Source organism: Caballeronia insecticola, from assembly GCF_000402035.1.
GTDB lineage: Bacteria > Pseudomonadota > Gammaproteobacteria > Burkholderiales > Burkholderiaceae > Caballeronia > Caballeronia insecticola.
Window position 1 is genome coordinate 1,667,030 of sequence record NC_021287.1, and the last position, 23,965, is coordinate 1,690,994.

The 23,965-nt window shown below is 64.9% G+C and carries 15 protein-coding genes and 1 other RNA gene; 10 read left to right on the forward strand and 6 right to left on the reverse strand.

Annotation, left to right across the window (positions count from 1 at the left end; translation table 11 throughout):
• Positions 1–13 precede the first annotated feature (13 nt).
• The 5 genes from BRPE64_RS07680 to ffs all read right to left on the reverse strand — a co-directional run bounded on the left by BRPE64_RS07680 (position 14) and on the right by ffs (position 4,012).
• Positions 14–238, reverse strand: coding sequence for a DUF1653 domain-containing protein (locus tag BRPE64_RS07680; RefSeq protein ID WP_016345513.1), 225 nt, complete (start codon positions 236–238; stop codon positions 14–16).
• Positions 239–287: 49 nt separating this feature from the next.
• Positions 288–884 (reverse strand): recombination mediator RecR, encoded by a 597-nt coding sequence (gene recR / locus BRPE64_RS07685; protein ID WP_016345514.1) that lies wholly within the window; start codon positions 882–884, stop codon positions 288–290.
• Between the two features lie 49 nt (positions 885–933).
• Positions 934–1,260 (reverse strand): YbaB/EbfC family nucleoid-associated protein, encoded by a 327-nt coding sequence (locus BRPE64_RS07690; protein WP_014191628.1) that lies wholly within the window; start codon positions 1,258–1,260, stop codon positions 934–936.
• 109 nt (positions 1,261–1,369) lie between these two features.
• Positions 1,370–3,739, reverse strand: a complete 2,370-nt coding sequence (gene dnaX / locus BRPE64_RS07695; protein WP_016345515.1) for a DNA polymerase III subunit gamma/tau — start codon at positions 3,737–3,739, stop codon at positions 1,370–1,372.
• Positions 3,740–3,913: 174 nt separating this feature from the next.
• Positions 3,914–4,012: signal recognition particle sRNA small type (gene ffs, locus BRPE64_RS32110), an RNA gene on the reverse strand.
• Positions 4,013–4,391: 379 nt separating this feature from the next.
• Between ffs and trxA the strand changes: the two genes are divergently transcribed.
• The 10 genes from trxA to BRPE64_RS07745 all read left to right on the forward strand — a co-directional run bounded on the left by trxA (position 4,392) and on the right by BRPE64_RS07745 (position 20,922).
• Positions 4,392–4,718 (forward strand): thioredoxin TrxA, encoded by a 327-nt coding sequence (gene trxA / locus BRPE64_RS07700; RefSeq protein WP_008349330.1) that lies wholly within the window; start codon positions 4,392–4,394, stop codon positions 4,716–4,718.
• A gap of 272 nt (positions 4,719–4,990) precedes the next feature.
• Positions 4,991–6,256: a transcription termination factor Rho gene (rho, locus tag BRPE64_RS07705; RefSeq protein ID WP_044041376.1), complete on the forward strand. Its 1,266-nt coding sequence runs from the start codon at positions 4,991–4,993 to the stop codon at positions 6,254–6,256.
• 144 nt (positions 6,257–6,400) lie between these two features.
• Positions 6,401–7,237 carry a M90 family metallopeptidase gene (locus BRPE64_RS07710; RefSeq protein WP_016345517.1) on the forward strand — a complete coding sequence of 279 codons (837 nt, stop codon included), beginning with the start codon at positions 6,401–6,403 and terminating at the stop codon, positions 7,235–7,237.
• 141 nt (positions 7,238–7,378) lie between these two features.
• A complete protein-coding gene (locus tag BRPE64_RS07715; protein WP_016345518.1) occupies positions 7,379–7,633 on the forward strand; it encodes a type B 50S ribosomal protein L31 in 255 nt (84 codons plus the stop codon).
• Positions 7,634–7,917: 284 nt separating this feature from the next.
• Complete coding sequence (locus BRPE64_RS07720) at positions 7,918–9,681, forward strand: ArnT family glycosyltransferase (protein ID WP_044042064.1); 1,764 nt, start codon at positions 7,918–7,920, stop codon at positions 9,679–9,681.
• Between the two features lie 40 nt (positions 9,682–9,721).
• A complete protein-coding gene (locus tag BRPE64_RS07725; RefSeq protein WP_016345520.1) occupies positions 9,722–11,083 on the forward strand; it encodes an MATE family efflux transporter in 1,362 nt (453 codons plus the stop codon).
• Positions 11,084–11,197: 114 nt separating this feature from the next.
• Entirely contained in the window at positions 11,198–17,218 is a 6,021-nt protein-coding gene (locus BRPE64_RS07730) for an alpha-2-macroglobulin family protein (RefSeq protein WP_016345521.1), read from the forward strand.
• A gap of 9 nt (positions 17,219–17,227) precedes the next feature.
• Positions 17,228–19,483: a penicillin-binding protein 1C gene (gene pbpC / locus BRPE64_RS07735; RefSeq protein ID WP_016345522.1), complete on the forward strand. Its 2,256-nt coding sequence runs from the start codon at positions 17,228–17,230 to the stop codon at positions 19,481–19,483.
• A 236-nt stretch (positions 19,484–19,719) separates the two neighbouring features.
• The gene (locus BRPE64_RS07740) at positions 19,720–20,319 is read left to right on the forward strand and encodes a ComEA family DNA-binding protein (RefSeq protein ID WP_016345523.1); all 600 of its coding nucleotides are present in this window, start codon (positions 19,720–19,722) and stop codon (positions 20,317–20,319) included.
• A 156-nt stretch (positions 20,320–20,475) separates the two neighbouring features.
• Positions 20,476–20,922 carry a YidB family protein gene (locus BRPE64_RS07745; RefSeq protein ID WP_016345524.1) on the forward strand — a complete coding sequence of 149 codons (447 nt, stop codon included), beginning with the start codon at positions 20,476–20,478 and terminating at the stop codon, positions 20,920–20,922.
• Between the two features lie 315 nt (positions 20,923–21,237).
• Here the strand turns inward: BRPE64_RS07745 and clpB are convergent, their stop codons facing one another.
• Positions 21,238–23,835 carry an ATP-dependent chaperone ClpB gene (clpB, locus tag BRPE64_RS07750; protein ID WP_044041377.1) on the reverse strand — a complete coding sequence of 866 codons (2,598 nt, stop codon included), beginning with the start codon at positions 23,833–23,835 and terminating at the stop codon, positions 21,238–21,240.
• Positions 23,836–23,965 lie beyond the last annotated feature (130 nt).

The window sequence follows — 23,965 nt, forward strand, 5'->3', positions numbered from 1 at the left end:
TTTTATGCGGACTTCACAGCGGAATGTCGAGCGGCGCGAAGCGCGGCGTGCCGTCGGCGAGCGTCTCGTTGAACATCGCGGCGGGCCGCACCCACAGACCGCGCTCGTGCGGCCACAGATGTTCATAGACGATCATCGCTTCCTCGGTCTCCGAATGTCGCGCGACACCGATCACGCGATAGAGGCCGCCCTTGTAGTGACGATGCGTCGCGAGCGCGCGGGCTTCGGTTTCTGTCATCGCTTCGTTTCCTGATTGTCTTGATGATCGGAGTGCTGCTTCGTTGCGCTCAGACCGAGCGGCGATCGAGCATCGCGCGCGCGATCGTGCCCGCATCGACATATTCGAGCTCGCCGCCGACCGGCACGCCACGCGCGAGCCGCGTCACTTTCAGCCCCTTCGACTTGAGCGTCTGCGCGAGATAGTGCGCGGTGGCTTCGCCCTCGTTCGTGAAGTTGGTGGCAAGCACCACTTCCTGCACGATGCCGTCGAGCGCGCGGCTGATCAGGCGCTCGAAGTGAATCTCCTTCGGACCGATGCCGTCGAGCGGACTGAGCCGCCCCATCAGCACGAAATAGAGCCCGCGATACGTGAGCGTCTGTTCGAGCATGATCTGATCGGCGGGCGTCTCGACGACGCACAGCAACGCCGGATCGCGCTCCTCGTCGACGCAGACTTCGCAGATCTCGGCCTCGGTGAACGTGTTGCACTTCGCGCAGTGCTTCAGATTCTCTGTTGCGAACAACAGCGAAGACCCGAGCTTCTCGGCGCCCGCGCGATCGTGCTGCATCAGGTGATAAGCCATGCGCTGCGCCGATTTCGGCCCGACGCCGGGCAGCGCGCGCAGCGCCTCGACCAGCGCCGACAGAGCGGAAGGTTGTTTCATGTGTCCTCAAATGGCGGCCGGCGCGCAGCAGACACGCCGGCGCGCGCGATCAAAACGGCAGCTTGAAGCCGGGCGGCATCGGCATGCCGGCCGTCATACCGCTCATCTTTTCCTGCGTGGTGGCCTCGGCCTTGCGCACGGCGTCGTTGAACGCGGCGGCGACGAGGTCTTCGAGCATGTCCTTGTCGTCGGCCAGCAAGCTCGGGTCGATCGACACGCGCTTGACGTCGTTCTTGCAGGTCATCGTCACCTTCACGAGACCGGCGCCCGACTGGCCCTCGACCTCGATCAGCGCGAGCTGGTCCTGCATCTTCTTCATGTTTTCCTGCATCTGCTGAGCCTGTTTCATCAGCCCGGCGAGTTGGTTCTTCATCATGGTTCGGCTCCTTACTGGAAAACGTGTGACGGGCGAGCGTGCGGCGCGCGCAAACGCTCGACATTCAATGTGGATGCACGGCGCCTGAACATGCGCCGCGCCCTTCGGTTCATGACGGATTCGCGCCCGATGAAGCAATCGGCTTGATCGACCCCTGGACGATGCTCGCGCCGAAATCGCGGATCAGGGACTGCACGAACGGATCCTGCGTGATTTCCTGCTCGGCCTCCTGCTGACGTCTCGCGCGCAGGGCTGCGTCGAGCGCGGCGGCGGTGCGGCGCGCGGCCCCGACATTGACGTTGACTTCGAGCGCGCGGCCGAGTTTCTCGCCGAGCGCCGCCTTGAGCTTCGCGACGTGCGCGGCGTCGGTGTACATCTGAACCGCGACGGCCAGCGTGATCGAATTTGCATCGCAGGCGGTCAGTTCGCTGTTGAACGCGAGCTGATAGGCGACGCCCTTCAACGGCAGATCGACGGCGAGCGCGGGCCAGTCGACCGTCACGCCGAGCGCGTCGAGCGGGACGGCGGGCGGCAGCGGAGTCGTGTCGAGTTTCGGCGCCGCGGGCTTCGGCGCGGGTTCGCTGCCGAAGCGCATGTCGTCCGGGCCGCTGTCGAAGGCGGGGACGAAGCCGTCATCGGGCGGCATGAAGTATTCGTCTTCCGATGCCGGCGGCGGATAGTCGTCGGCCGGCATGTCCTCCCACGGCGGAACGACGCCCGACTTGCGCTCGTTGCTCGCAGCCGGTCTGGATTCGGATGGCGCGGTGGATGGCGCAGGCGTTACGCGCCGGGGCGCGGGAACCGGCACCTGCACGGCGGGCTTTGCTGCGGGCTTCGTCGCGACGGGCGCGGCCGTTTGCGTGGCGGACGCACCGCGTGTTCCACGGTCGGACGAAAGACGCATGCCCGCGCTGCGCAAGACTTCGAGTGCGGCGCGGGCGCCGCCTGCGCTACTTGCACCGGCAGCGCCACTCGTTGCGGCGCTCGCGGATTCCGACGCTCGCGCCGCCACGGGCGCGGCTTCGTCGATAACCTCTCGCACGGCGCTCGGCACCGGCGCGGGCTTGCTGGCGATCGGCTCGCTCGGCTCGAACGCGGGCTTCTCGGCAACCGGCTCGATCGCATCAACTGCGGCCTTGCCGACGACCGGCTTAGTCGCATCGACCGCGTCGACGGGTTTCACGCTTTCTTCAGCCGGTTTCGCCGGCGCAGGCGTCTCGACGATCACCTTAGCGGTTTTGACCTCGATCTCCGGCGCAGGCGCGGCCGCCTTCGCCGCGGACGCCGGAACGGGCGCAACGGCGCGCTCGGCCATCGCCCCCGCGAGCGCCGCGCTGCGCGCAGCCTTGGCTCCCGAAGGCGCGCCGACAGCGACGCCGCCACCGCCCGGCCCGCCCGCCGGTTCGAACGCGAGCATGCGCAGCAGCGTCATCGTGAAGCCGGCATATTCGTCCGGCGCGAGGCCGAGTTCGCTGCGCCCGACGGTCGCGATCTGATAGAACAACTGCACCTGCTCGGCGGAAAGCATGTCGGCAAAGCGGCGGATATCGGCCGCTTCAGGCCACTCGTCCAGCACCGACGCCGGCGCGAACTGCGCCCACCCGATCCGGTGCAGCAGGCTCGCGAGATCCTGCAATGCCGTCGAGAAAGACAGGCTGCGCAGCGCCATTTCGTCGGCGATAGAGAGAACCTGCGCGCCGTCCCCGGCGGCGAGCGCGTCGATGAGACGGATCAGGTAGCTTTGATCGAGCGCGCCGAGCATGCCGCGCACGGCTTCCTCGGTGACTTCGTTGGCCGAATAGGCGATCGCCTGATCGGTCAGCGAGAGCGCGTCGCGCATGCTGCCGTCCGCCGCGCGCGACAAAAGCCGCAGCGCCTGCAACTCGAACGCAATCTTCTCCTGCTGAAGGATCTGCTCCAGATGCGACACGATATGCCCGGCTGGCATCTGCTTCAGATTGAACTGAAGACAGCGCGAGAGCACAGTGACCGGAATCTTCTGCGGATCGGTGGTCGCGAGGATGAACTTCACATGCGGCGGCGGCTCTTCGAGCGTCTTCAACATGGCGTTGAAGGCGTGGTTCGTGAGCATGTGCACTTCGTCGATCATGTAGACCTTGAAGCGCGCATCGACGGGTGCGTACACGGCGCGTTCGAGCAGCGCCGCCATTTCGTCGACGCCGCGATTGCTCGCCGCATCCATTTCGACGTAATCGACGAAACGGCCTTCATCGATTTCCCGGCACGCACGGCACACGCCGCACGGCTTCGACGTCACACCGGTTTCACAGTTGAGCGCCTTCGCGAAGATACGCGAAAGCGTCGTCTTGCCGACGCCGCGCGTACCCGTAAACAGATAGGCGTGATGCAGCCGGCCGCCATCGAGCGCGTGCGTGAGCGCGCGGACGACATGCTCCTGGCCGACGAGCGACTCGAACGATTTCGGCCGCCATTTGCGTGCGAGAACTTGATAGGTCATGCGTGAAATTGTATCAGCAACGACCTGGCGCAAACGCCGCTCCGAAAGGCCGCGGACGCATCCCGACACGGCGCGTTTCGCACGATGCGAGCGCACGGCAACGCCGCACTCGGATGGCGCGCGATACAGATGAATAACCGGGGAAGAGAAACAAGAACAACAGAAAAAAGCGAAGGTGACGAGCCCGACCCTCGGCACTGGTGGAAAACGGCTGTGGCTGCTTCGTTCCCGACCTGACCAGGTTGACCGCGCCACCATGCGAGGAGGCCCGTCACGTCGAATTGTATCACGCAGCCCGGCGCTCCCGGAAGGCTTCGATAAAAGCACTTCGACGCGCTGCAGGCATTCGCCATCGCGCGCCTGAATGCACGCCGGAGCGCCCTCTTGTACTTGGTGTTTTTGCCCTCAGATCGGGCCTATCAGTACCCGGCAACGGATAGCAAAGTAGGCTAAGATGGCACGTGAATAACCCGCAATGGCGCCGTTTGGTGCATTTCGGCCCGTCGCGGATCATTTGCCGCCGGTCGCGAGTCATGCTCGTGCACGGCGTCCGGGCTTATCAGCGCCCGTTGGCGACGTAGTCTTCTTCAGTTTTGGTGTATCGTGGCGAGCATTCAAACGCGGGCCTCGAATCAATAGAGGTATTCAGACAATGAGCGAATCAATCAAGCACATCAGCGACGCTTCTTTCGAGCAGGATGTCGTCAAGTCGGATAAACCTGTCCTGCTCGACTTCTGGGCGGAGTGGTGCGGTCCGTGCAAGATGATTGCCCCGATCCTCGACGAAGTCGCGAAGGATTATGGCGATCGTCTGCAGATCGCGAAGATCAACGTGGACGAGCATCAATCGACTCCGGTGAAGTTCGGCGTGCGCGGCATTCCCACGCTGATCCTCTTCAAGAACGGCGCGGTCGCGGCGCAGAAGGTCGGCGCACTGTCCAAGTCGCAACTCACCGCGTTCCTCGACAGCAACCTGTAACTGCATCGACGGCGGCGCCGGCATTCCCCGGCGCCGCGCGTTAAGACGCAATGCGGCATCGGCCGCGCGTGACCCCTGCGGCCCCGGTGCAGCCGATGTTGTCGTGCGGCAACATCGGCCTAACAGCCACGTCCCAAGCCCACTCGAGGCGCATGCGGCGTGTGCTATGCTAGAATAACAAGAGTTCAAGAAGTACTAAGTCTCGAGCGGTTCCGCTCACCTCTTCTCCCAAATCTTTCTGTCGCACCTCTTCTCCCCGGCGGGAAATCCGTATGCATTTATCCGAGCTCAAGTCTCAGCACGTGTCTGCACTGATCGAGATGGCCAATGGCCTCGAAATCGAAAATGCGAATCGCCTGCGCAAGCAGGAACTGATGTTCGCAATTCTTAAAAAACGCGCCAAGGCAGGCGACACGATTTTCGGCGACGGCACGCTCGAAGTGCTGCCCGATGGCTTCGGCTTTCTGCGCTCGCCCGAGACCTCGTATCTCGCGAGTACGGACGACATCTACATCAGCCCGTCGCAGATTCGCCGCTTCAATCTCCACACCGGCGACACCATCGAAGGCGAAGTGCGCACGCCGAAAGACGGCGAGCGGTATTTCGCGCTGGTGAAGGTGGACAAAGTCAACGGGCAGCCGCCCGAGGCCTCGAAACACAAGATCATGTTCGAGAACCTCACGCCGCTGCATCCGAACAAGCCGCTGCCGCTCGAACGCGAAATGCGCGGCGAGGAAAACGTCACGGGCCGGATCATCGACATGATCTCGCCGATCGGCAAGGGCCAGCGCGGTCTGCTCGTCGCGTCGCCGAAGTCGGGCAAGACCGTGATGCTTCAGCACATCGCGCATGCGATCAAGCAGAACCATCCGGACATCGTGCTGTTCGTGCTGCTGATCGACGAACGTCCTGAAGAAGTCACGGAAATGCAGCGCTCGGTGGCGGGCGAAGTGATCGCCTCCACGTTCGACGAACCCGCCGCGCGCCACGTGCAAGTGGCCGAAATGGTCATCGAAAAGGCGAAGCGTCTCGTCGAAATGAAGCACGACGTCGTGATTCTGCTCGACTCCATCACGCGTCTCGCGCGCGCCTACAACACGGTCGTGCCCGCGTCGGGCAAGGTGCTGACCGGCGGTGTCGACGCCAACGCGCTGCAGCGTCCGAAGCGCTTCTTCGGCGCCGCGCGCAATATCGAGGAAGGCGGCTCGCTCACGATCATCGGCACGGCGCTTATCGAGACCGGCAGCCGCATGGACGACGTCATCTACGAAGAATTCAAGGGCACCGGCAACATGGAAGTGCACCTCGAGCGCCGTCTCGCGGAAAAGCGCGTCTATCCGTCGATCAACCTGAACAAGTCGGGCACGCGTCGCGAGGAACTGCTTATCAAGCCGGATCTGCTGCAAAAGGTCTGGGTGCTGCGCAAGTTCATCCACGACATGGACGAAGTCGAAGCCATGGAATTCCTGCTCGACAAAATCCGTCAGACGAAGAACAACGCCGAATTCTTCGACATGATGCGCCGCGGCGGAGGCTGATCCGCTTCGCTGCTGCTGATCGCAAAGATCGCAAAACCGCCTGCTCCGTCAGGCGGTTTTTTTATGCGGCGCGCATGCGGCACGCGAGCCGCGCTCCGTACAATCCGGTCTATCGAAGCGACTGAAAAGCGACACGAACGACCGATGGCCAATCTTTTTTCCCGATGGTTCGGCGCACAACGGCGCGAGCGCGCGCTGCGCAAATACGCGATCGACGACGCCCTGTGGCGCAGTACGCTCGATGCGTATCCGTTCTTCGGCCACCTGAGCGCCGCCGATCTCGAGCGCCTGCGCGAATCCGCGAGTCTTTTCATCGCGCAGAAGGCGTTCTCGGGCGCGCACGAGCTCGAACTGACCGATGTCATGCTCGTCTCCATCGCCGCGCAGGCCTGCCTTCCGGTGCTCAATCTGGACCTCGACCTATATCGCGGCTGGGTCGGCGTGATCGTCTATCCGGGCGAGTTCATCATCAGGAAAACGGTGGAGGACGAGGACGGCGTCGTCCACGAAGTCGAGCACGACGCGAGCGGCGAAGCATGGGAAGGCGGCCCGGTCGTGCTGTCGTGGGAAGACGCGCAGATGGCCGACGGCTCCGACGCCTACAACGTCGTGATCCACGAATTCGCGCACAAGATCGACATGGTGACGGGCGTAGCGGACGGCCATCCACCGCTGTTTCGCCGCTGGCACGCACCGCTCGATTCCACCGCCTGGGCCGATATTTTCGACAACGCCTACGACCAGTTCTGCGCGCGCGTCGACGCCGTGCCGGAGCGGCGCTGGGCGCGTTTCGAGCGCGAATCGCTGATCGATCCTTACGCCGCGGATCATCCGTCCGAGTTCTTCGCCGTGTGCAGCGAGGCGCTGTTCGTCACGCCGCAGGCGTTCGAGGCCGACTATCCCGAGCTTTACCGGCTGCTCGCGCGCTATTACCGGCAGGATCCGGCGGGCGTCGGGGCGCTCGACAGTTCCGACACGTGACCTGCGACCAAACCGCCGAAAAAGATGTCAAGCAACTGATTTTCTGGCATAATCGCCGTTTTTCGACCCTAGGCAAGTGACTCGCGCAGGCGTCATATCAAGGCGCAGCGGGTTGGCTACCGCCAGATCTCAGGAAAGACCATGAAAGAAGGCATTCACCCGAATTATCGCGAAGTCCTGTTCGTCGACATGTCGAACGACTTCCGCTTCGTGACCCGCTCGACCATCCAGACGCGCGAAACCGCCGAATTCAACGGCAAGAGCTATCCGCTCGCGAAGATCGAAGTGTCGTCGGAATCGCACCCGTTCTACACGGGCCAGCAGAAGATCATGGACACGGCCGGCCGCGTCGAGAAGTTCAACAACAAGTTCGCACGCTTCTCCACCAAGAAGTAAGTCGGGCTTTATGGCCAGATTCGACTCTCGTATCCGATGGTCGAATTCAACGGTCAAGCAAAAAGGGCAGCCTGGGCTGCCCTTTTTTGTCGCCGCGAGCTTTCTCGCCGCGCGTACGGCATCTCCTTTGCTGCATTCGGTAAGGGTTGTTGCGCCCCGTTACGGCGGGCACCGTCGAAACGCCCTTTCCGCCGCCGCGCGACTACAATGCCGGTTGCTTCAAGCCCCGCCGCGCACTTCAGCGCGGAATCATCAGCGGACCGTTTTCCATCCAGTCTTTTCGCATGCGATCTGTCGTTCGTCTGACCGCCTCCGCCACTAGCGCCCTGCCGCGCTGGCTGCTGCTCGCCATCTGTATCACCTACGCTTCGTTCGGCCTGTTCGGCCGCGACCCGTGGAAGAACGAAGACGCGGCAGGTTTCGGCGTGATGTGGACAATGGCCAACGGCGACGCGCGCGACTGGCTGCTGCCGAATCTCGTCGGCCGCGCCCCGACCGCCGATGGCCCGCTCATGTACTGGCTCGGCGCATCGGCCATTCGTCTGCTGAGCCCGTGGGTCGACGCGAGCAATGCCTCGCGCGTGGTCACCGGCCTGCTGTTCTGTCTGGCCTGCGCTTTCGTCTGGTATTCGGCTTATCTGCTCGGCCGGCGCGATGAAGCCCAGCCTTTCAAATACGCATTCGGCGGCGAGCCCGAGCCGCGCGACTACGGCCGCACGCTCGCCGACGGCGCCCTGCTCATCCTGCTCGCGTGCTTCGGCCTAGCCGAACGCGGCCACGAAACCACGCCGCAGCTCGCCCAGTTCGCCGGCACCGCGATGCTCATCTACGGCCTCGTGCGCAGCCTCGACAAGCCGATCCACGGCGGACTTGTGTGGGGCGCGGCGATCGGCGTGGTCGGCTTGTCGAGTTCACCGGTGCTGGTGTTCGCGCTCCTGCTCTGCACGCTCGCGATGACGATCATCGTGAAACAGGTGCGCGCGCTGCCGCTCATCATTTACGGGCTGCCGGTCGCGATCGTGCTGATCGCCGCCTGGGTCTTGCCGACGCTGCACTTCTTCCCCGACGACGGCGCATGGTGGCTGCGCCAATGGTGGCGCAACAGCTTCTATTCCTTCTCCGGCACGCCCGGTTCGATCTTCGGCTACGCGATCAAGAACCTGCCGCTCTTCACGTGGCCCGCGTGGCCGCTCGCGATCTGGGCGTTCGTCAGCTGGGGCGGACAGCGCCGTTCGCCGCACGTGGGCGTGCCGCTGTCGATCATCGGACCGCTGCTCCTGCTGCTCGTGCTGCAGGCGCATGAGACCAACCGGCTCTTCATGCTGCTGCTGCCGCCGCTTTCCGTGCTCGCCACCTTCGCGCTGCCGACGCTCAAGCGCGGCGCGATCAACGCGATCGACTGGTTCGCGATGTTGAGCTTCACCATCATCGGCTCGCTGGTGTGGCTCGTGTGGACGGCGGGCATGATCGGCTTTCCCGCGCCCATGGCGCGCAATCTCGCGCGTCTCGTGCCGGGCTTCCATCCCGAGTTCAAGCTGCTCTCGTTCGTATGCGCCGTGGCGGTGACGGTCTGCTGGTTCATGCTCGCGCGCTGGCGGCTCGCGCGCCATCCCAAGGTGCTGTGGCGCAGCGTCGTGCTGTCGAGCGCAGGAACCACGCTGATGTGGGTGCTGCTCATGACGCTATGGCTGCCTGTGGTCAATTACAGCCGGACGTATCGGGATGTCGCCGAGCAGATCGCCGATCATCTGCCGTCCGACTACAACTGCATCTCGCCCGTCCGCCTGGGCGATGCGCAGATCGCCACGTTCGCGTATTTCGGCGGCATGCACTTCGCATTCGACGAAGACTGCGACGTGATCCTGCGTCAGGATCGGTCGGACTACGGTGAGCCGTCGTCGATGTCGGCGTTCGTATGGAAGCTCGTATGGGAAGGCCGGCGCGTCGCCGACCGCGACGAACGCTTCCGCCTGTACGTGCGCATCGAACGTCCCACGCCGCCGGCGAAGAAACCATTGCGCCCCAAGAGCTTGCACCGGGAGCAGTGACGCGATGCGCGCCATGTCGACATCGACCAGCACAACAAGCATGCTGAGCGACGTGCGCAAGATCGCGGCGCTCGCGTGGCCGGTGCTGATCGGCCAGCTTGCGGTGATCGCGTTCGGCGTGATCGACACCGCGATGGTCGGCCGCTTCTCCGCCACCGATCTCGCCGCGCTCGGCCTCGGCGGCTCGGTTTATATCTCGGTGTATATCGGCCTCACGGGGATTCTCGTCGCGTTGCAGCCGATCGCCGGACAACTCTTCGGCGCGGGCCGCGAAAGCGAGATCGGCGAGGAAACGCGTCAGGCACTGTGGCTTGCCGCGGCGCTCACGGTGATCGGTTTCGTGGTGCTCTATCATCCCGAGCCGATTCTCTCCCTCGCCAGGACGCCGGCCGCGCTGCACGACCGCACCGTCGATTATTTGCGGATTCTCTCCTTCGGTCTGCCCGCGAGCCTCGCGTTCCGCGTCTACAGTTCGCTTGCGAATGCGGTCGGAAAGCCGCGGCTCGTGATGTTCCTGCAAGTCGGCGGCCTGCTGCTCAAGTTTCCGCTCAATACGTGGTTCATCTTCGGCGGCGCGGGCGTTCCGGCGCTCGGTGGTCCGGGCTGCGCGCTCGCGAGCACGCTCATCAACTGGGCGCTGGCGATCGTCGGCATGACCCTGCTGTTCAGAGTCGAGTTCTTCCGCCCGTTCGGCATTTTCTCGCGTTTCTGCTGGCCGGTCTGGCGGCGTCAGCTCGCGCTGCTCCGCCTGGGCATTCCGATGGGACTCTCCTATCTCATCGAAGTGACGTCGTACACGTTCATGGCGCTGTTCATTTCGCGCTTCGGCACGACCACGCTCGCCGGACACCAGATCGCGGGCAATCTCGGCGCGGTGCTCTATATGACGCCGCTGTCGATCGGCATTGCGTCGTCGACGCTCGTGTCGCAGGCGCTCGGCGCGCAACGCTACGACGACGCCCGATCGATCTCGCGTCACGGCATCGGCATGGCATGTGTGCTGGCGCTCGTGTACGGCGTGCTGCTGATCGCGGCGCGCCCGCAGGTGATCGCGGCCTATACGCCGGATGCGAACGTCATCGCGGCCGCGATGCCGCTCGTGCTCATCATCTTCTTCTATCACCTCTGCGACGCGCTGCAGATCACCACCGCGTTCATCCTGCGCGCGTACAAGGTCACGTTCGTGCCGACCCTGATCTATGCCATCGCGCTATGGGGCATTGGCCTGGGCGGCGGCTATCTGCTCGGCTTCGATGTCGGCGGCGGCGTGCCCGCGTGGCTGCAGGGCGCGCGCGGCTTCTGGATCGCGAACTCCGCGAGCCTGGGCGTCGCGGGCGTCGGGCTCTTCCTTTACTGGCGGCGCGTGAGCGCGCGTCATCGGCCGACCGTCGACGCGTTCTGACACGCGCGCACGAATGCGACATTCCGTGAAAAAAGTCGCTGAAATCGAAGCATCGGAAAGAAGGCCGTAAGGCTCCAGTAGAATTTCGCCTCGAGGGAATCCCGGAGCGAATGGATGAGCCGCATAACAACGTCACAAAAAAAGTGGGTTCTGGCCGCAATCGCGCTGATTGCCGTGCTCGGGTCCGGCATCGCGATGCATCGCGCCGACGCCGCGCGCATCACGAGCGTGTCGCCGCAAGGCAAGGTCGCGCAGGTCCGGCAGTTGGTCGCCAAGTTCGACGAACCGATGATCGCCTTCGGCAACGCGGCCGCCGCCGCGCCCGGCAAACTCGTGTGCAGCGGCGCCGCCGCTTCCGCCACCGCGGGCTCGGGCCGCTGGATCGACGCCAAGACCTGGGCCTTCGACTTCGAGAACGACCTGCCGCCCGGCGTGCGCTGCGCGCTCGATCTTCCTGACAGCCTCAAGTCCGTTGCAGGCAACGTCTTATCCGGCCCGCGCCACTTCGCATTCCAGACCGGCGGGCCGTTCGTCACGCGCGTGATGCCGGGTTACGGCGACATCGAAGAAAATCAGGCTTTCGTGCTGCGCCTGAACGGCCCGGCGACGCAGGCTTCCGTCCTGCAAAACGTCTGGTGCGAGTCGAACGCGCTCGGCAACCGCATTCCCGTGCGCGCCGTTGACGACACCACGCGCGCCGCCCTCCTCGACCATTTCCGGCTACAGAAGGAAAGCGATCGCGTGCTCACGCTCGCGTGCCAGCAGACCTTGCCATCGGCGACGAAGATGCAGCTCGTCTACGGCGCGGGCGTGACGGGGCCGAGCGGCATCGCCAACGATGTCGAAAAACGTTTCGACTTCACGGTGCGCGAACCGTTTACCGCGAGCTTTTCGTGCGAGCGCGAAAACGCGAAAGCGCCTTGCACGCCGCTGCGGCCGCTGCGGCTGAATTTCAGCGCGCCGATCAGCCGCGCCGATGCCCAGAAGTTCGTGCTGCGCGGACCGAACGGTACCGCCTCGCCGCATGTCGACGCAGACAACAAAGACGCCGAAATGAGCGCCGTCGAGTTCGCCGCGCCGCTGCCGGAGCATGCCGATCTCACGATCGAAGCGCCCGCGAACCTCAAGGACGCGAGCGGCCGCACGCTCGCCAACGCCGATCTCTTTCCGCTCAAGACCGCGACCGCGCCGATGCCGCCGCTCGCGAAGTTCTCGTCGGGCACGTTCGGCATCATCGAGCGTTTCGCGGAACCGGGCATGCCCGCGATGCTGCCCGTCACGCTGCGTCATGTCGAAGCGGACCTGCACGTGCAGGGGCTCAATTCGGGCACGTCGCAGATCACGAAGCTCAAGCTCGACGCCGATACCGACATCCGCCAATGGATGCGCGCCGTCGATCTCTTTGACGGCATCTCGGTGTCGCAATCGACGATCATGGAGCGCATGCCGGAGATGCTCGGCAACGGCATCAAGCCGGTCATCATTCCGAACGGCGACGGTTCGGTGTCGAAGGATCCGCAGATCGACATCCGCTCGCTGTCGATGCTCGCCAAGCGCCCGGGCGTCGAAACGCTCACGCTGCCCGCCGCCGATCCGAAAGCGCTGCGGCCCTTCGAAGTGGTCGGCATTCCGCTCACGAAGCCGGGCTTCTATGTGGTCGAACTGGCGTCGCCCGCGCTCGGCGCATCGCTGCTCGGCAAGAATCAGGCGATGTACGTGCGCACGTCGGTGCTCGTCACCAATCTCGGCGTGCATTTCAAGCAAGGCCGCGAGAACAGTCTCGTGTGGGTCACGACGCTCGACAAGGGCAAGCCCGTCGCGAACGCGCAAGTGCGCGTGACCGACTGCAACGGCGACGAAATCGCCAGCGCGACCACCGATGCGCAAGGCATCGCGAAAATCGGCAAGGCGCTCGCGGCCACGCGCGAATGCAACGAACACAGCCTCGCGTGGGGCGGCTTTTTCGTGTCGGCGCGCGTGAACGATCCGGTCACGGGTCCCGACATGGCGTTCGCGATGTCGGACTGGAATCGCGGCATCGAATCGTGGCGTTTCAACGTGCCGACCGACATGAACCCGACGCGCACCACGCAGGCGCATACCGTGTTCGACCGCACGCTGCTGCGCGCGGGTGAAACGGTTTCGATGAAGCATCTGCTGCGCGTCGAGACGCTGCATGGTTTCGCGTTTCCGTCGAGCTATCCGAGCCGCGTGACGATCCGCCATGTCGGCAGCGGCCAGACGTGGCATCTGCCGCTCAAGTGGGCGGCGGATCACAGCGCCGACTCCACGTTCACCGTGCCCGTCGCGGCGAAGCTCGGCGAATACAGCGTGACGCTCGACAACGGCGCGGCCAACTCCGACAGCGCCGACGATGACAATGACGACAACGACAACGCCGTCACGCAGTCGTATGAATCGGGCAGCTTCCGCGTGGAAGAGTTTCGTCTGCCGGTGTTCAAAGGCTCGATCAGCGCGGGCGACTCCGGATCGCCCGGACTCGTCGCCGCGCAAGAAGCGCCGGTCGCGGTGCGGCTCGAATACGTACAGGGCGGACCGGCCTCGAATCTGCCGGTGCAGGTGTCGGCGCTCGTGCGCGATGTCGCGCCGCCCTTTGCTTCGCAGTACGAGGCATTCAGTTTCGCGCCGTATAAAAAGCCCGCGAACGATGGCGCGAGCGCGCCCGCCGAGGACGACGACAGCGAGCAGCAGGACAACACGACAAACAAGCTCATCGCCGACAAGCTGCGCGTCACGCTCGACCGCGACGGCGCCGGCAAGCTCACGGTGAAGCCGCTGCCCGCGGTCGAATCGCCGAAGCGCCTTGCGCTCGAAGCGAGCTTCGCCGATCCGAACGGCGAGATTCAGACCATCAGCGGCGGCGCGACGCTCTGGCCGGCCGCGGTCGCTGTCGGCGTGAAGGCGGGCCATTGGGTGTCGGTCGGCGGCGCGTTGCCGGTGCAGGCGCTCGCGCTCGATCTGCAAGGCAAGCCGCGCGCGGGTGTATCGATCGAAATCAAGGCGATTGCGCGCGTGATGTCGAGTTCGCGCAAGCGCATGGTCGGCGGCTTCTATGCGTACGACAACCACACCGAAATCAAGGATCTCGGCACGCTGTGCAGCGGCAAGAGCGACGACCACGGCATCGTGTCGTGCGACGCCAGCGTGAAAGAAGCGGGCAACGTCGATCTGATCGCGGTCGCGAAAGACGGCGACGGCCGCTCGGCGAACGCGAGCACGTCCGTGTGGGTCACGCGCGAGGACGAACTGTGGTTCGGCGGCGAGAACACCGACCGCATCGACGTCTTGCCTGAAAAGACCAGCTACGAGCCCGGCGAAACGGCGCGCTTTCAGGTGCGCATGCCCTTCCGCTCGGCGACGGCGCTGGTCGCGGTGGAGCGCGAGGGCATCGTCGAGACGCGGGTCGTCGAGCTGAATGGCCGCGATCCAACCGTCGAACTTAAAGTCGAGGAAGCATGGGGGCCGAACGTCTACGTGTCGGTGCTCGCGCTGCGCGGACGCATCCGCGAAGTGCCGTGGTACTCGTTCTTCACCTGGGGCTGGAAAGCGCCGGTCGACTGGGCGCGCGCGTTCTGGTACGAAGGCCGTCAATATCAGGCGCCGACGCCGCTCGTCGATTTGTCGAAGCCCGCGTTCCGTTACGGGCTGGCGTCGATCAAGGTCGGCACGGCGTCGCACAGGCTCGCGGTCAGCGTAAGCCCCGATGCGAAGTCGCACACGGTGCGCAGCCGCGCGCACGTCAAGCTGAAAGTGGCGCTGCCCGACGGCAAGCCCGCGCCCGCCGGCACGCAGATCGCGGTTGCGGCCGTCGATGAAGCCTTGCTCGAACTCATGCCCAATCGCAGTTGGGACGTGCTCGACGCCATGCTGCAGCAGCGTGCCTACGGCGTGGAGACGTCGACCGCGCAGATGGAGATCATCGGGCGGCGACACTTCGGGCGAAAGGCGGTGCCGGCGGGCGGCGGCGGCGGACATAGCGCGACGCGCGAACTGTTCGACACGCTGCTGTTGTGGAACCCGCGCGTCACGCTCGATGCGAAGGGCGAAGCCACCGTCGACGTGCCATTGAACGATGCGCTCACGCGCTTTCGCATCGTCGCGGTCGCGACGGTCGGCGCGGGGCAATTCGGCACCGGCAGTGCGTCGATCCAGAGCACGCAGGACTTGCAGCTGATCTCGGGATTGCCGCCCCTCGTGCGCGTCGGCGATGCATTCCGCGCGCAGTTCACGCTGCGCAACACGACCGCGCGCACGATGCGCGTCGTCGTCACGCCGCACGCGGGCGCGCTCACGCTCGATGCGCGCACGGTGGAACTCGCGCCGGAATCGTCGCAGGAAGTGGCGTGGGACGTGACAACGCCGGATGTGCTCGGCGCGAATTCGTCCGCGAGTCTCGCGTGGGACGTCAGCGCGGCGGAACAGGCCGGAGCGTCGGTTGCCAAACCGGCAAGCGACGCGGTGAAGCTGACGCAAAAGGTCGTCGCGGCGATTCCGGTCGCGGTGCAGCAGGCGACCATCGCGCAAGTCGACGGCACGCTCACGCTGCCCGTCGCGCCGCCCGCCGACGCGAGCAAGTCGAGCGTCGGCGCCGTGCGCGGCGGCATCGCGGTGTCCTTGCAGCCGAAGCTCGCGGACGGGCTGCCCGGCGTGCGCCGCTGGTTCGAGCGTTATCCGTACAACTGCCTTGAGCAGCAAACATCGCGCGCGCTCGGCCTGATGGACGCGGCGCAATGGCAAGCCGTGCTCGTGAAGATGCCGTCGTATCTCGACCGCGACGGCCTCGCCAACTACTTCCCGCCCGCCGATGACGAGCGCCCGACCGGCAGTCCCGCGCTCACCGCGTATCTGCTCGCCGTCACCGACCAAGCCGCGAAGCAGGATCGCCGCTTCGCCCTGCCCGACGATCTGCGCAACCAGATGGCCGCGGGTCTCGCGAATTTCGTCGACGGCAAGATCGAGCGCAAGTTCTGGGCGCCGCGTAACGATCTCAACTTCGAGAAGCTCGCCGCCATCGAAGCGTTGTCGCGCTATGGTCTCGCGCAGCCGCGCATGCTCGGCTCGATCACGGTCGCGCCGGACCAGTGGCCGACATCGGCGGTGCTCGATTACTACGCGATCCTGTCGCGGGTCGACGGCATTCCGAATCGCGACGAGAAGCGCGCGCAGGTGGAGCAGATCATCCGCGCGCGTCTGACTTATCAGGGCACGCGTCTCACGTTCTCGACCGAACGCGACGACGATCTCTGGTGGCTCATGACCGGCACCGAAACCAATGCCGCCCGCACCGCGCTCGTCTTCGCGGACGCGCCCGGCTGGAAGGATGAGATGCCGCGCCTCGTCGCGGGGCTGCTCGCGCTGCAGAAAAACGGCGCGTGGCAGACCACCACGGCGAACCTGTGGGGCGCGCTCGCGGTCGGCCGTTTCTCGCAGTTGTTCGAGAGCACGCCGGTGACGGGTCGGACGTCGGTGCAACTGGGAAGCGCGACGCAAAGCGTGAACTGGAGCGCAGCGCCTGCAACGTCCGCTTCCGCGACGCCCGCGACCAGAAGCGCGAACACGCGCAGCATGATGCTGCCGTGGACTACCGGCACGCTTTCGCTGACACAGGACGGCACTGGCAAGCCGTGGGCGACGATCGAAAGCCTCGCGGCCGTCGCGCTGAAGGCGCCGTTCGCGGCGGGATATCGCATTGCGAAGACCGTCACGCCGGTCGATCCGGCGGTCAAGGGCGTGCTTTCGCGCGGCGACATCGTGCGCGTGCATCTCGACATCGACGCGCAAAGCGACATGACCTGGGTCGTCGTGAACGATCCGATTCCCGCCGGCGCGACGATTCTCGGCTCCGGGTTGGGACGCGATTCCGAGGCGGCCACCACGGGCGAGAAGCAGGATCGCGGCGCGTGGCCCGCGTTCGTCGAGCGCGGCTTCGAAGGCTATCGCGCGTATTACGACTATCTGCCGAAGGGCAAGCTGCAAGTCGAATACACGATGCGCCTGAACAATCCGGGTACCTTCGGCCTGCCGCCGACGCGCGTCGAAGCGCTCTACGCACCTTCGTCGTTTGGTGCGCTGCCGAATGCGCCGGTGGTCGTCAAGCCGCTGGCCGCAAAGTGAAGTGACGCCATGAAACGCGCCGCCAGTCTCGTCATCGCATGCGCTCTGGGCGCTCTGTCGGCGGCGGCGCACGCGTCGCCTTCTTTCGACGATGTGCGCGCGAACTGGCGCAGCTCCGACTGGATGCTCCTGTCGCGCGACGGCGAAACGCTCGCCCGCACGCGCATCGACAAGAGCGCGCGGCGCGGCGACTGGGTCGCGCTCGCGGACGTGTCGCCGGCGCTGCGGGAGGCGATCGTCGTGTCGGAGGACAAGCGCTTCTACGAACACGCGGGCGTGGACTGGCGCGGCGCGGCGGCCGCCGCATGGGGCAATTTGTGGAACACGCGCACGCGCGGCGCGTCCACGGTGACGATGCAGCTCACCGGTCTCATCGACGAAGGCGGCAAGCCGGCCGGACGGCGGTCTATCGGCGAGAAGGCGCAGCAGACCGTCGGCGCGTTGTGGATCGAACGCAGCTGGCGCAAGGATCAGATTCTCGAGGCGTATCTGAATCTCGTGCCGTTTCGCGGCGAGATCATCGGCTTGTCTGCGCTTTCGCAGACCTTGTTCGGCAAGGCGCCGTCCGGGCTCGATGAACGCGAAAGCGCGCTCGCCGCCGCGCTGGTGCGGGCGCCGAACGCGCCGTACCCGAAAGTCGCCGCCCGCGCATGCACGATCCTGCGCGACATGCAGGCGCTGCATGGTGCACATGGTTCGCACGACGCCGATCCTTGCGTCAATTTGACGAGCTACGTCCAGCTCGCGCTCACGCGCACCGCATCGGCGCCCGCCTTCGCCCAGGGCGACGACGCGCTCGCGCCGCATCTCGCGCGACGTATCGCGGGCGAAGTGCATCCGGCGGCGGGCGCGCGCGTGCGCTCCACGCTCGATGCGCGCCTGCAACGCTTCGCCCGCGACACGCTCGCGCGCACGCTTGCCGAGCTAAACGCGCGCGCGCATCCGCGCAACGTGCACGATGCCGCCGCCATCGTCATCGACAACCGCACGGGCGACGTGCTCGCGTGGGTCGGCGCGGCGGGCGGCCTCTCGAACGCGCCCGAGGTCGACGCCGTGCTCGCCGCGCGTCAGGCCGGCTCGACGCTCAAGCCGTTCCTCTACGCGCAGGCCATCGACGAAAAGCGCGTGACCGCCGCGACCCTGCTCGACGACGCGCCGCTCGATCTCGCGACCGGCGGCGGCCTGTATATCCCGCAGAATTACGATCACGACTTCAAGGGCTGGGTGAGCGTGCGCACGGCGCTGGGTTCGTCGCTGAACGTGCCCGCCGTACGCACGCTTGTGATGGTCACGCCGCATCGTTTCGCGAAGACGCTCGTCGCGCTCGGCCTGCCGCTCTCGCAGGCGGGCGACTACTACGGCTTCAGCCTCGCGCTCGGCAGCGCCGACGTCACGCTCGCGACGCTCGCCAACGCGTATCGTGCGCTCGCGAACGGCGGCGTCGCGCGGCCGTTCTTCGATCTCGACGCGCATCCCCCGGCGCCCGCCGGAACGCGCGTGTTCAGTGCGGACGCGAGCTTCATCGTCACCGACATCCTCGCCGACAACAACGCCCGCACACGCACCTTCGGCTTCGACAGCGTGCTCGCCACGCGCACCTTCAGCGCGGTGAAGACCGGCACCAGCAAGGACATGCGCGACAATTGGGCGGTCGGTTTCACGTCGCGATACACGGTGGGCGTGTGGGTCGGCAACGCGGACGGCGCACCGATGTGGGACGTTTCAGGCGTGACGGGCGCGGCGCCCGCGTGGAACGCTATCGTCAACTATCTGAATCGACGCTCGGATAGCCGCGCACCGGCCGCACCGGCGGGCGTCGTGCGCACGAACGTCGCCTATCAGAACGACATCGAGCCCACGCGCGACGAATGGTTCGTGCGCGGCACGCAGATGAGCGCCGTCGGACTCACGGCGAATGCAGCGCGCGCCGCGCACGGTACGGCACCGAATGCACCGAATGCACCAAATGCACCGGATGCGCAGGCCGCGCGTATCGGCGCGCCCACGGACGGCACCATTTTCGCGCTCGATCCGGATATCCCGCCCGCGCGCCAGCGCGTGTGGTTCGAGCGCGCGGACAGCGGCGCGCGCCTCGCGTGGCGGCTCGACGGCAAAACCTACGGTCACGATGCCCGCGCGTCATGGCTGCCGTGGCCGGGCCGCCACGTTCTCGAACTCGTCGATACGCAGGGCGCCGTGATCGACAAAGTGAGCTTCGAGGTGCGCGGCGCGTATGTCAAAAGCGCCGCGCGTCCATCGAAATGAGGTAGCGTCGGGAAGGCAATCGTTTGCTGCGTGAAGCAGCAAAAAGATAAAAAGCGCAACGTCATCCGCCCGGCATTTCACAACGTTAAAGATTGTGCGGTAACGCGGCGCGCGCGGCGGGGTCGTGCACAATGCGAGCCGTCATCGTTCGGCGCGGGTTTTTGCCCTATCCTTAACGGCATCTTCCCGAATGGCTCGAACTCATCGATCGTCCTTCTTAAGCCTGGAGTGCCGTCATGCTGAAAAAGCTGCTGATGCTGTGCTTTGCGTTCATGCTGTCCATCGGGGCGGCGTTTGCCGCGGTCGATGTCAATACGGCCGATCAGGCCGCGCTGGAGTCGGTCAAGGGCTTAGGTCCCGTGAAGTCGAAGGCGATTGTCGACGAGCGCGCCAAGAACGGCCCGTTCAAAGACGCCGACGACCTCGCAACCCGCGTCAAGGGTCTGGGCACCAAGTCGGTGGCGACGCTGGAGCAGAACGGTCTGACGATCGGCGGCTCGTCGCTGCCGCCGACGGGCAAGACGGCGAAGCCCGCGACCACGACGCAAGGCGGCAGCGCCGCGCCGAACTCGACGGTCAAATCCTCGACGACGGCAACCGCCGCAACCTCGCCTGCCGCCACCACGGCGCAGACGCCGGCTGCGGCGCCGGCATCGAGCCCGGCCGCGGCATCGGGCGCGAAATCATCGACGAAATCGAAGAAGTCGAAGAAGGACAGCGCGGCAGCGACGGCTGCAACGACGGGCGCATCGGCTCCGGCCGCCGCCAGCGAAACCAAGAAATCGAAGCGCAGCAAGAAAGATAAGGCCGCCAGCGCCGCGGCTGCCAGTCAGTAATTCGTCGGGGAACCTTGTCGAAGGGACATTGCTTTCGCGTATGAACATCGTTGAACGGCCGTTCGCGGCCGCTGCCCGCGTCACCGTTTTCGGCTTCGGGCCGAGACCGGCGGCGCGGGCAAATCCACCCCGCAACCTCTCGTAGTGAGACCCGCCATGAGCCTAATCGATATCCTCGCCTCCACCCTTGGCAATTCGTCGCAACAACCGGGCGGCCAGTCTGGCCAAGCCGCGCTGATCGCGGCGGCGCTCCAGTTCGTCAACAGTCAGCCGGGCGGCATCATGGGCCTGGTCCAACGCTTCCAGCAGCACGGCGCGGGCGACGTCGTCCAGTCGTGGATCGGCACCGGCGAGAACCAGCCGATCAGCCCCGGAACGCTGACCAACGTGCTCGGTCAGGATGCCGTCGGCGCACTCGCGCAGAAGGCTGGTGTATCGGGCGATCAACTCTCGGGCATGCTGGCAGCGGTGTTGCCGCACGTCATCGATCACGCGACGCCGAACGGCCAAGTGCCGGCCGGAGGCCAGCTCGATGTGAGCAACGTGCTCGGCTCGCTCGGCAGTCTCGCCGGTCTGTTCGGCAACGCGCCGAAGCAAGGCTAATCGCGGCCTTCTCCGCCTGATTTCGAAGCCCCGCAGGCAATGCGCCGCGGGGCTTCGTGCTTTTCAGGCGATGGAAACTGTCCGCGCCTTGCGATTGCGAAGACTGGCACGATTGAGCGGGACTTCGGATCGTTATCCGTCATGCGTAATAAATCCTGTCGATTGACGAGATTTCCATGACGCGCGCACAAGAAAAAAGGCAACGAATCGCTTCGTTGCCTTTTTGTTTTGCGTCGTTTGAAACGGCCGCTTCGCCGGAAGCGGCTGGATCGCGCTTCAGTGCACGCGCTTAGTGCACACGCTGAGTGCACACGCTTAATGCACCACGCGATCGAACACCAACTTCCCTTCCCGCACATCGACCGGAATGACATCCTTCGGTCCGAAACGTCCGGCGAGAATCAGCTTGGCGACCGGGTTCTCGATCTCCTGCTGAATCGCGCGCTTCAGCGGCCGCGCGCCGAACACCGGGTCGTAGCCGACCTTGCCGATCTGCTCCAGTGCCGTATCCGACACGATGAGCTGCATATCGAGCTTCGCCAGACGTTCCTGCAGACGCTGCAGTTGAATCTTCGCGATCGATTCGATATTCGAGCGGTCGAGCGCATGGAACACGACGACATCGTCGATACGATTCAGGAATTCCGGCCGGAAATGCAGTTTCACTTCTTCCCAGACGGCGTCCTTCACATTCTCCTGCGGCTCGCCGACCATGCTCTGGATAACCTGCGAACCGAGGTTCGACGTCATCACGATCACCGTGTTCTTGAAGTCCACAGTGCGACCCTGGCCATCGGTCATGCGGCCATCGTCGAGCACTTGCAGCAGCACGTTGAACACGTCCGGATGCGCCTTCTCGATTTCGTCGAGCAGGATCACGCTGTACGGCTTGCGGCGCACGGCCTCGGTCAGATAACCGCCTTCCTCGTAGCCGACATATCCCGGCGGCGCGCCGATCAGCCGCGCGACGCTGTGCTTCTCCATGAACTCGCTCATGTCGATGCGGATGAGATGATCTTCCGAATCGAACAGGAACGCGGCGAGCGCCTTGCACAGTTCCGTCTTGCCGACGCCCGTCGGTCCCAGGAACAGGAACGAGCCATACGGCCGGTTCGGATCCGACAGACCCGCGCGCGAACGTCGAATCGCGTCCGCCACGGCGCCGATCGCCTCGTCCTGACCGATCACGCGCTCATGCAACTTCGCTTCGATCTGCAACAGCTTTTCGCGCTCGCCCTGCATCATGCGCGACACGGGGATGCCCGTCGAACGCGACACGACTTCCGCGATTTCCTCCGCGCCGACCTGCGTGCGCAAGAGACGCGGACGCGTCGGGTTGTTCTGTTCCTGCGACTCGGCCTGCGTCACTTGCTTGAGACGCGCTTCAAGTTCCGGCAGCTTGCCGTACTGCAACTCGGCGACCTTCTCGAGCTTGCCTTCGCGCTGCAGCCGCGTAATGTCCGCGCGCACTTTCTCGATTTCTTCCTTCAGTTGCGCGCTGCCCTGCACCGCGGCCTTCTCGGCGGTCCAGATTTCTTCGAGGTCCGAATATTCGCGGTTCAGCCGCTCGATCTCTTCCTCGATCAATTGCAGACGCTTCTGCGACGCTTCGTCCTTTTCCTTCTTCACGGCTTCGCGCTCGATCTTCAGTTGAATGAGACGGCGATCCAGCTTGTCCATCTCTTCGGGCTTCGAATCGATTTCCATCTTGATGCGCGACGCCGCTTCATCGATCAGATCGATGGCCTTGTCCGGCAGAAAACGGTCCGTGATATAGCGATGCGACAGTTCCGCCGCCGCGACGATCGCCGGATCGGTAATCTCGACGCCATGGTGCAGTTCGTACTTCTCCTGCAAGCCGCGCAGGATCGCGATGGTCGCTTCCACCGACGGCTCATCCACGAGCACTTTCTGGAAGCGCCGTTCGAGCGCCGCGTCCTTCTCGATGTACTTGCGGTATTCATCCAACGTGGTCGCGCCGATGCAGTGCAACTCGCCGCGCGAGAGCGCCGGCTTCAGCATGTTGCCCGCGTCCATGGCGCCTTCGGCCTTGCCCGCGCCGACCATCGTATGAATTTCGTCGATAAAGACGATGGTTTGCCCTTCATCCTTCGCGATGTCGTTGAGCACGGCCTTCAGGCGCTCCTCGAACTCGCCGCGATACTTCGCGCCCGCGAGCAGCGCCGCCATGTCGAGCGACAGCACGCGCTTGCCCTTGAGCGTTTCCGGCACTTCGCCGTTGACGATACGCTGCGCAAGCCCTTCGACGATCGCCGTCTTGCCGACGCCCGGCTCGCCGATCAGCACCGGATTGTTCTTGGTGCGGCGCTGAAGAATCTGGATGGAGCGGCGAATTTCGTCGTCGCGGCCGATCACGGGATCGAGCTTGCCCGCGCGGGCGCGCTCGGTCAGATCGACGGTGTATTTCTTGAGCGCCTCACGCTGGCTTTCGGCGTCCTGGCTGTCGACCTGCGCGCCGCCGCGCACGGCGTTGATCGCCGCTTCGAGCGACTTGCGCGTGAGGCCGTGCTGCTTGGCGATGCGGCCCGCGTCGCCGCGGTCGTCCGCGACGGCGATCAGGAACATTTCGCTCGCGATATACGTATCGTTGAGCTTTTGCGCTTCGCGGTCGGCGGTGTTGAGCAGGCCGGCGAGATCGCGGCTGACCTGAACATTGCCGTCCGTGCCCTGCACTTGCGGCAAGCGGTTGATTGCGTCGTTGAGCGCCGTTTGCAGCGCCTGAACCTGCACGCCCGCATGCGATAGCAGCGAGCGCGCCGAGCCGTCCGGCTGCGCGAGAAGCGCGGCAAGCAGGTGGATCGGCTCGATGTACTGGTTGTCGTGACCGACTGCCAGGCTTTGCGCGTCGGAGAGCGCTTCCTGGAATTTGGTGGTGAGTTTGTCGATTCTCATTTTTTGCGAGAGCTCCAATTCGGAATACGTTCAAAATGAGGCGCTTTTCGCCACTTTCAAGCATTGTTTTGCTTGTTCAGCGCGTTTTTCTGCTTTTCGACGATTTTGAGGCCGTGAGCGGAAATCTCGA

Bases quoted from the DNA above. Each gene is read 5' to 3' on its own strand.
- BRPE64_RS07725 (WP_016345520.1), top strand. From the start codon at position 9,722: ATGCTGAGCGACGTGCGCAAGATCGCGGCGCTCGCGTGGCCGGTGCTG.
- clpB (WP_044041377.1), bottom strand. From the start codon at position 23,835: ATGAGAATCGACAAACTCACCACCAAATTCCAGGAAGCGCTCTCCGAC.
- recR (WP_016345514.1), bottom strand. From the start codon at position 884: ATGAAACAACCTTCCGCTCTGTCGGCGCTGGTCGAGGCGCTGCGCGCG.
- dnaX (WP_016345515.1), bottom strand. From the start codon at position 3,739: ATGACCTATCAAGTTCTCGCACGCAAATGGCGGCCGAAATCGTTCGAG.
- BRPE64_RS07710 (WP_016345517.1), top strand. From the start codon at position 6,401: ATGGCCAATCTTTTTTCCCGATGGTTCGGCGCACAACGGCGCGAGCGC.
- BRPE64_RS07740 (WP_016345523.1), top strand. From the start codon at position 19,720: ATGCTGAAAAAGCTGCTGATGCTGTGCTTTGCGTTCATGCTGTCCATC.
- BRPE64_RS07745 (WP_016345524.1), top strand. From the start codon at position 20,476: ATGAGCCTAATCGATATCCTCGCCTCCACCCTTGGCAATTCGTCGCAA.
- trxA (WP_008349330.1), top strand. From the start codon at position 4,392: ATGAGCGAATCAATCAAGCACATCAGCGACGCTTCTTTCGAGCAGGAT.
- pbpC (WP_016345522.1), top strand. From the start codon at position 17,228: ATGAAACGCGCCGCCAGTCTCGTCATCGCATGCGCTCTGGGCGCTCTG.
- BRPE64_RS07680 (WP_016345513.1), bottom strand. From the start codon at position 238: ATGACAGAAACCGAAGCCCGCGCGCTCGCGACGCATCGTCACTACAAG.
- BRPE64_RS07720 (WP_044042064.1), top strand. From the start codon at position 7,918: ATGCGATCTGTCGTTCGTCTGACCGCCTCCGCCACTAGCGCCCTGCCG.
- rho (WP_044041376.1), top strand. From the start codon at position 4,991: ATGCATTTATCCGAGCTCAAGTCTCAGCACGTGTCTGCACTGATCGAG.
- BRPE64_RS07715 (WP_016345518.1), top strand. From the start codon at position 7,379: ATGAAAGAAGGCATTCACCCGAATTATCGCGAAGTCCTGTTCGTCGAC.
- BRPE64_RS07690 (WP_014191628.1), bottom strand. From the start codon at position 1,260: ATGATGAAGAACCAACTCGCCGGGCTGATGAAACAGGCTCAGCAGATG.
- BRPE64_RS07730 (WP_016345521.1), top strand. From the start codon at position 11,198: ATGAGCCGCATAACAACGTCACAAAAAAAGTGGGTTCTGGCCGCAATC.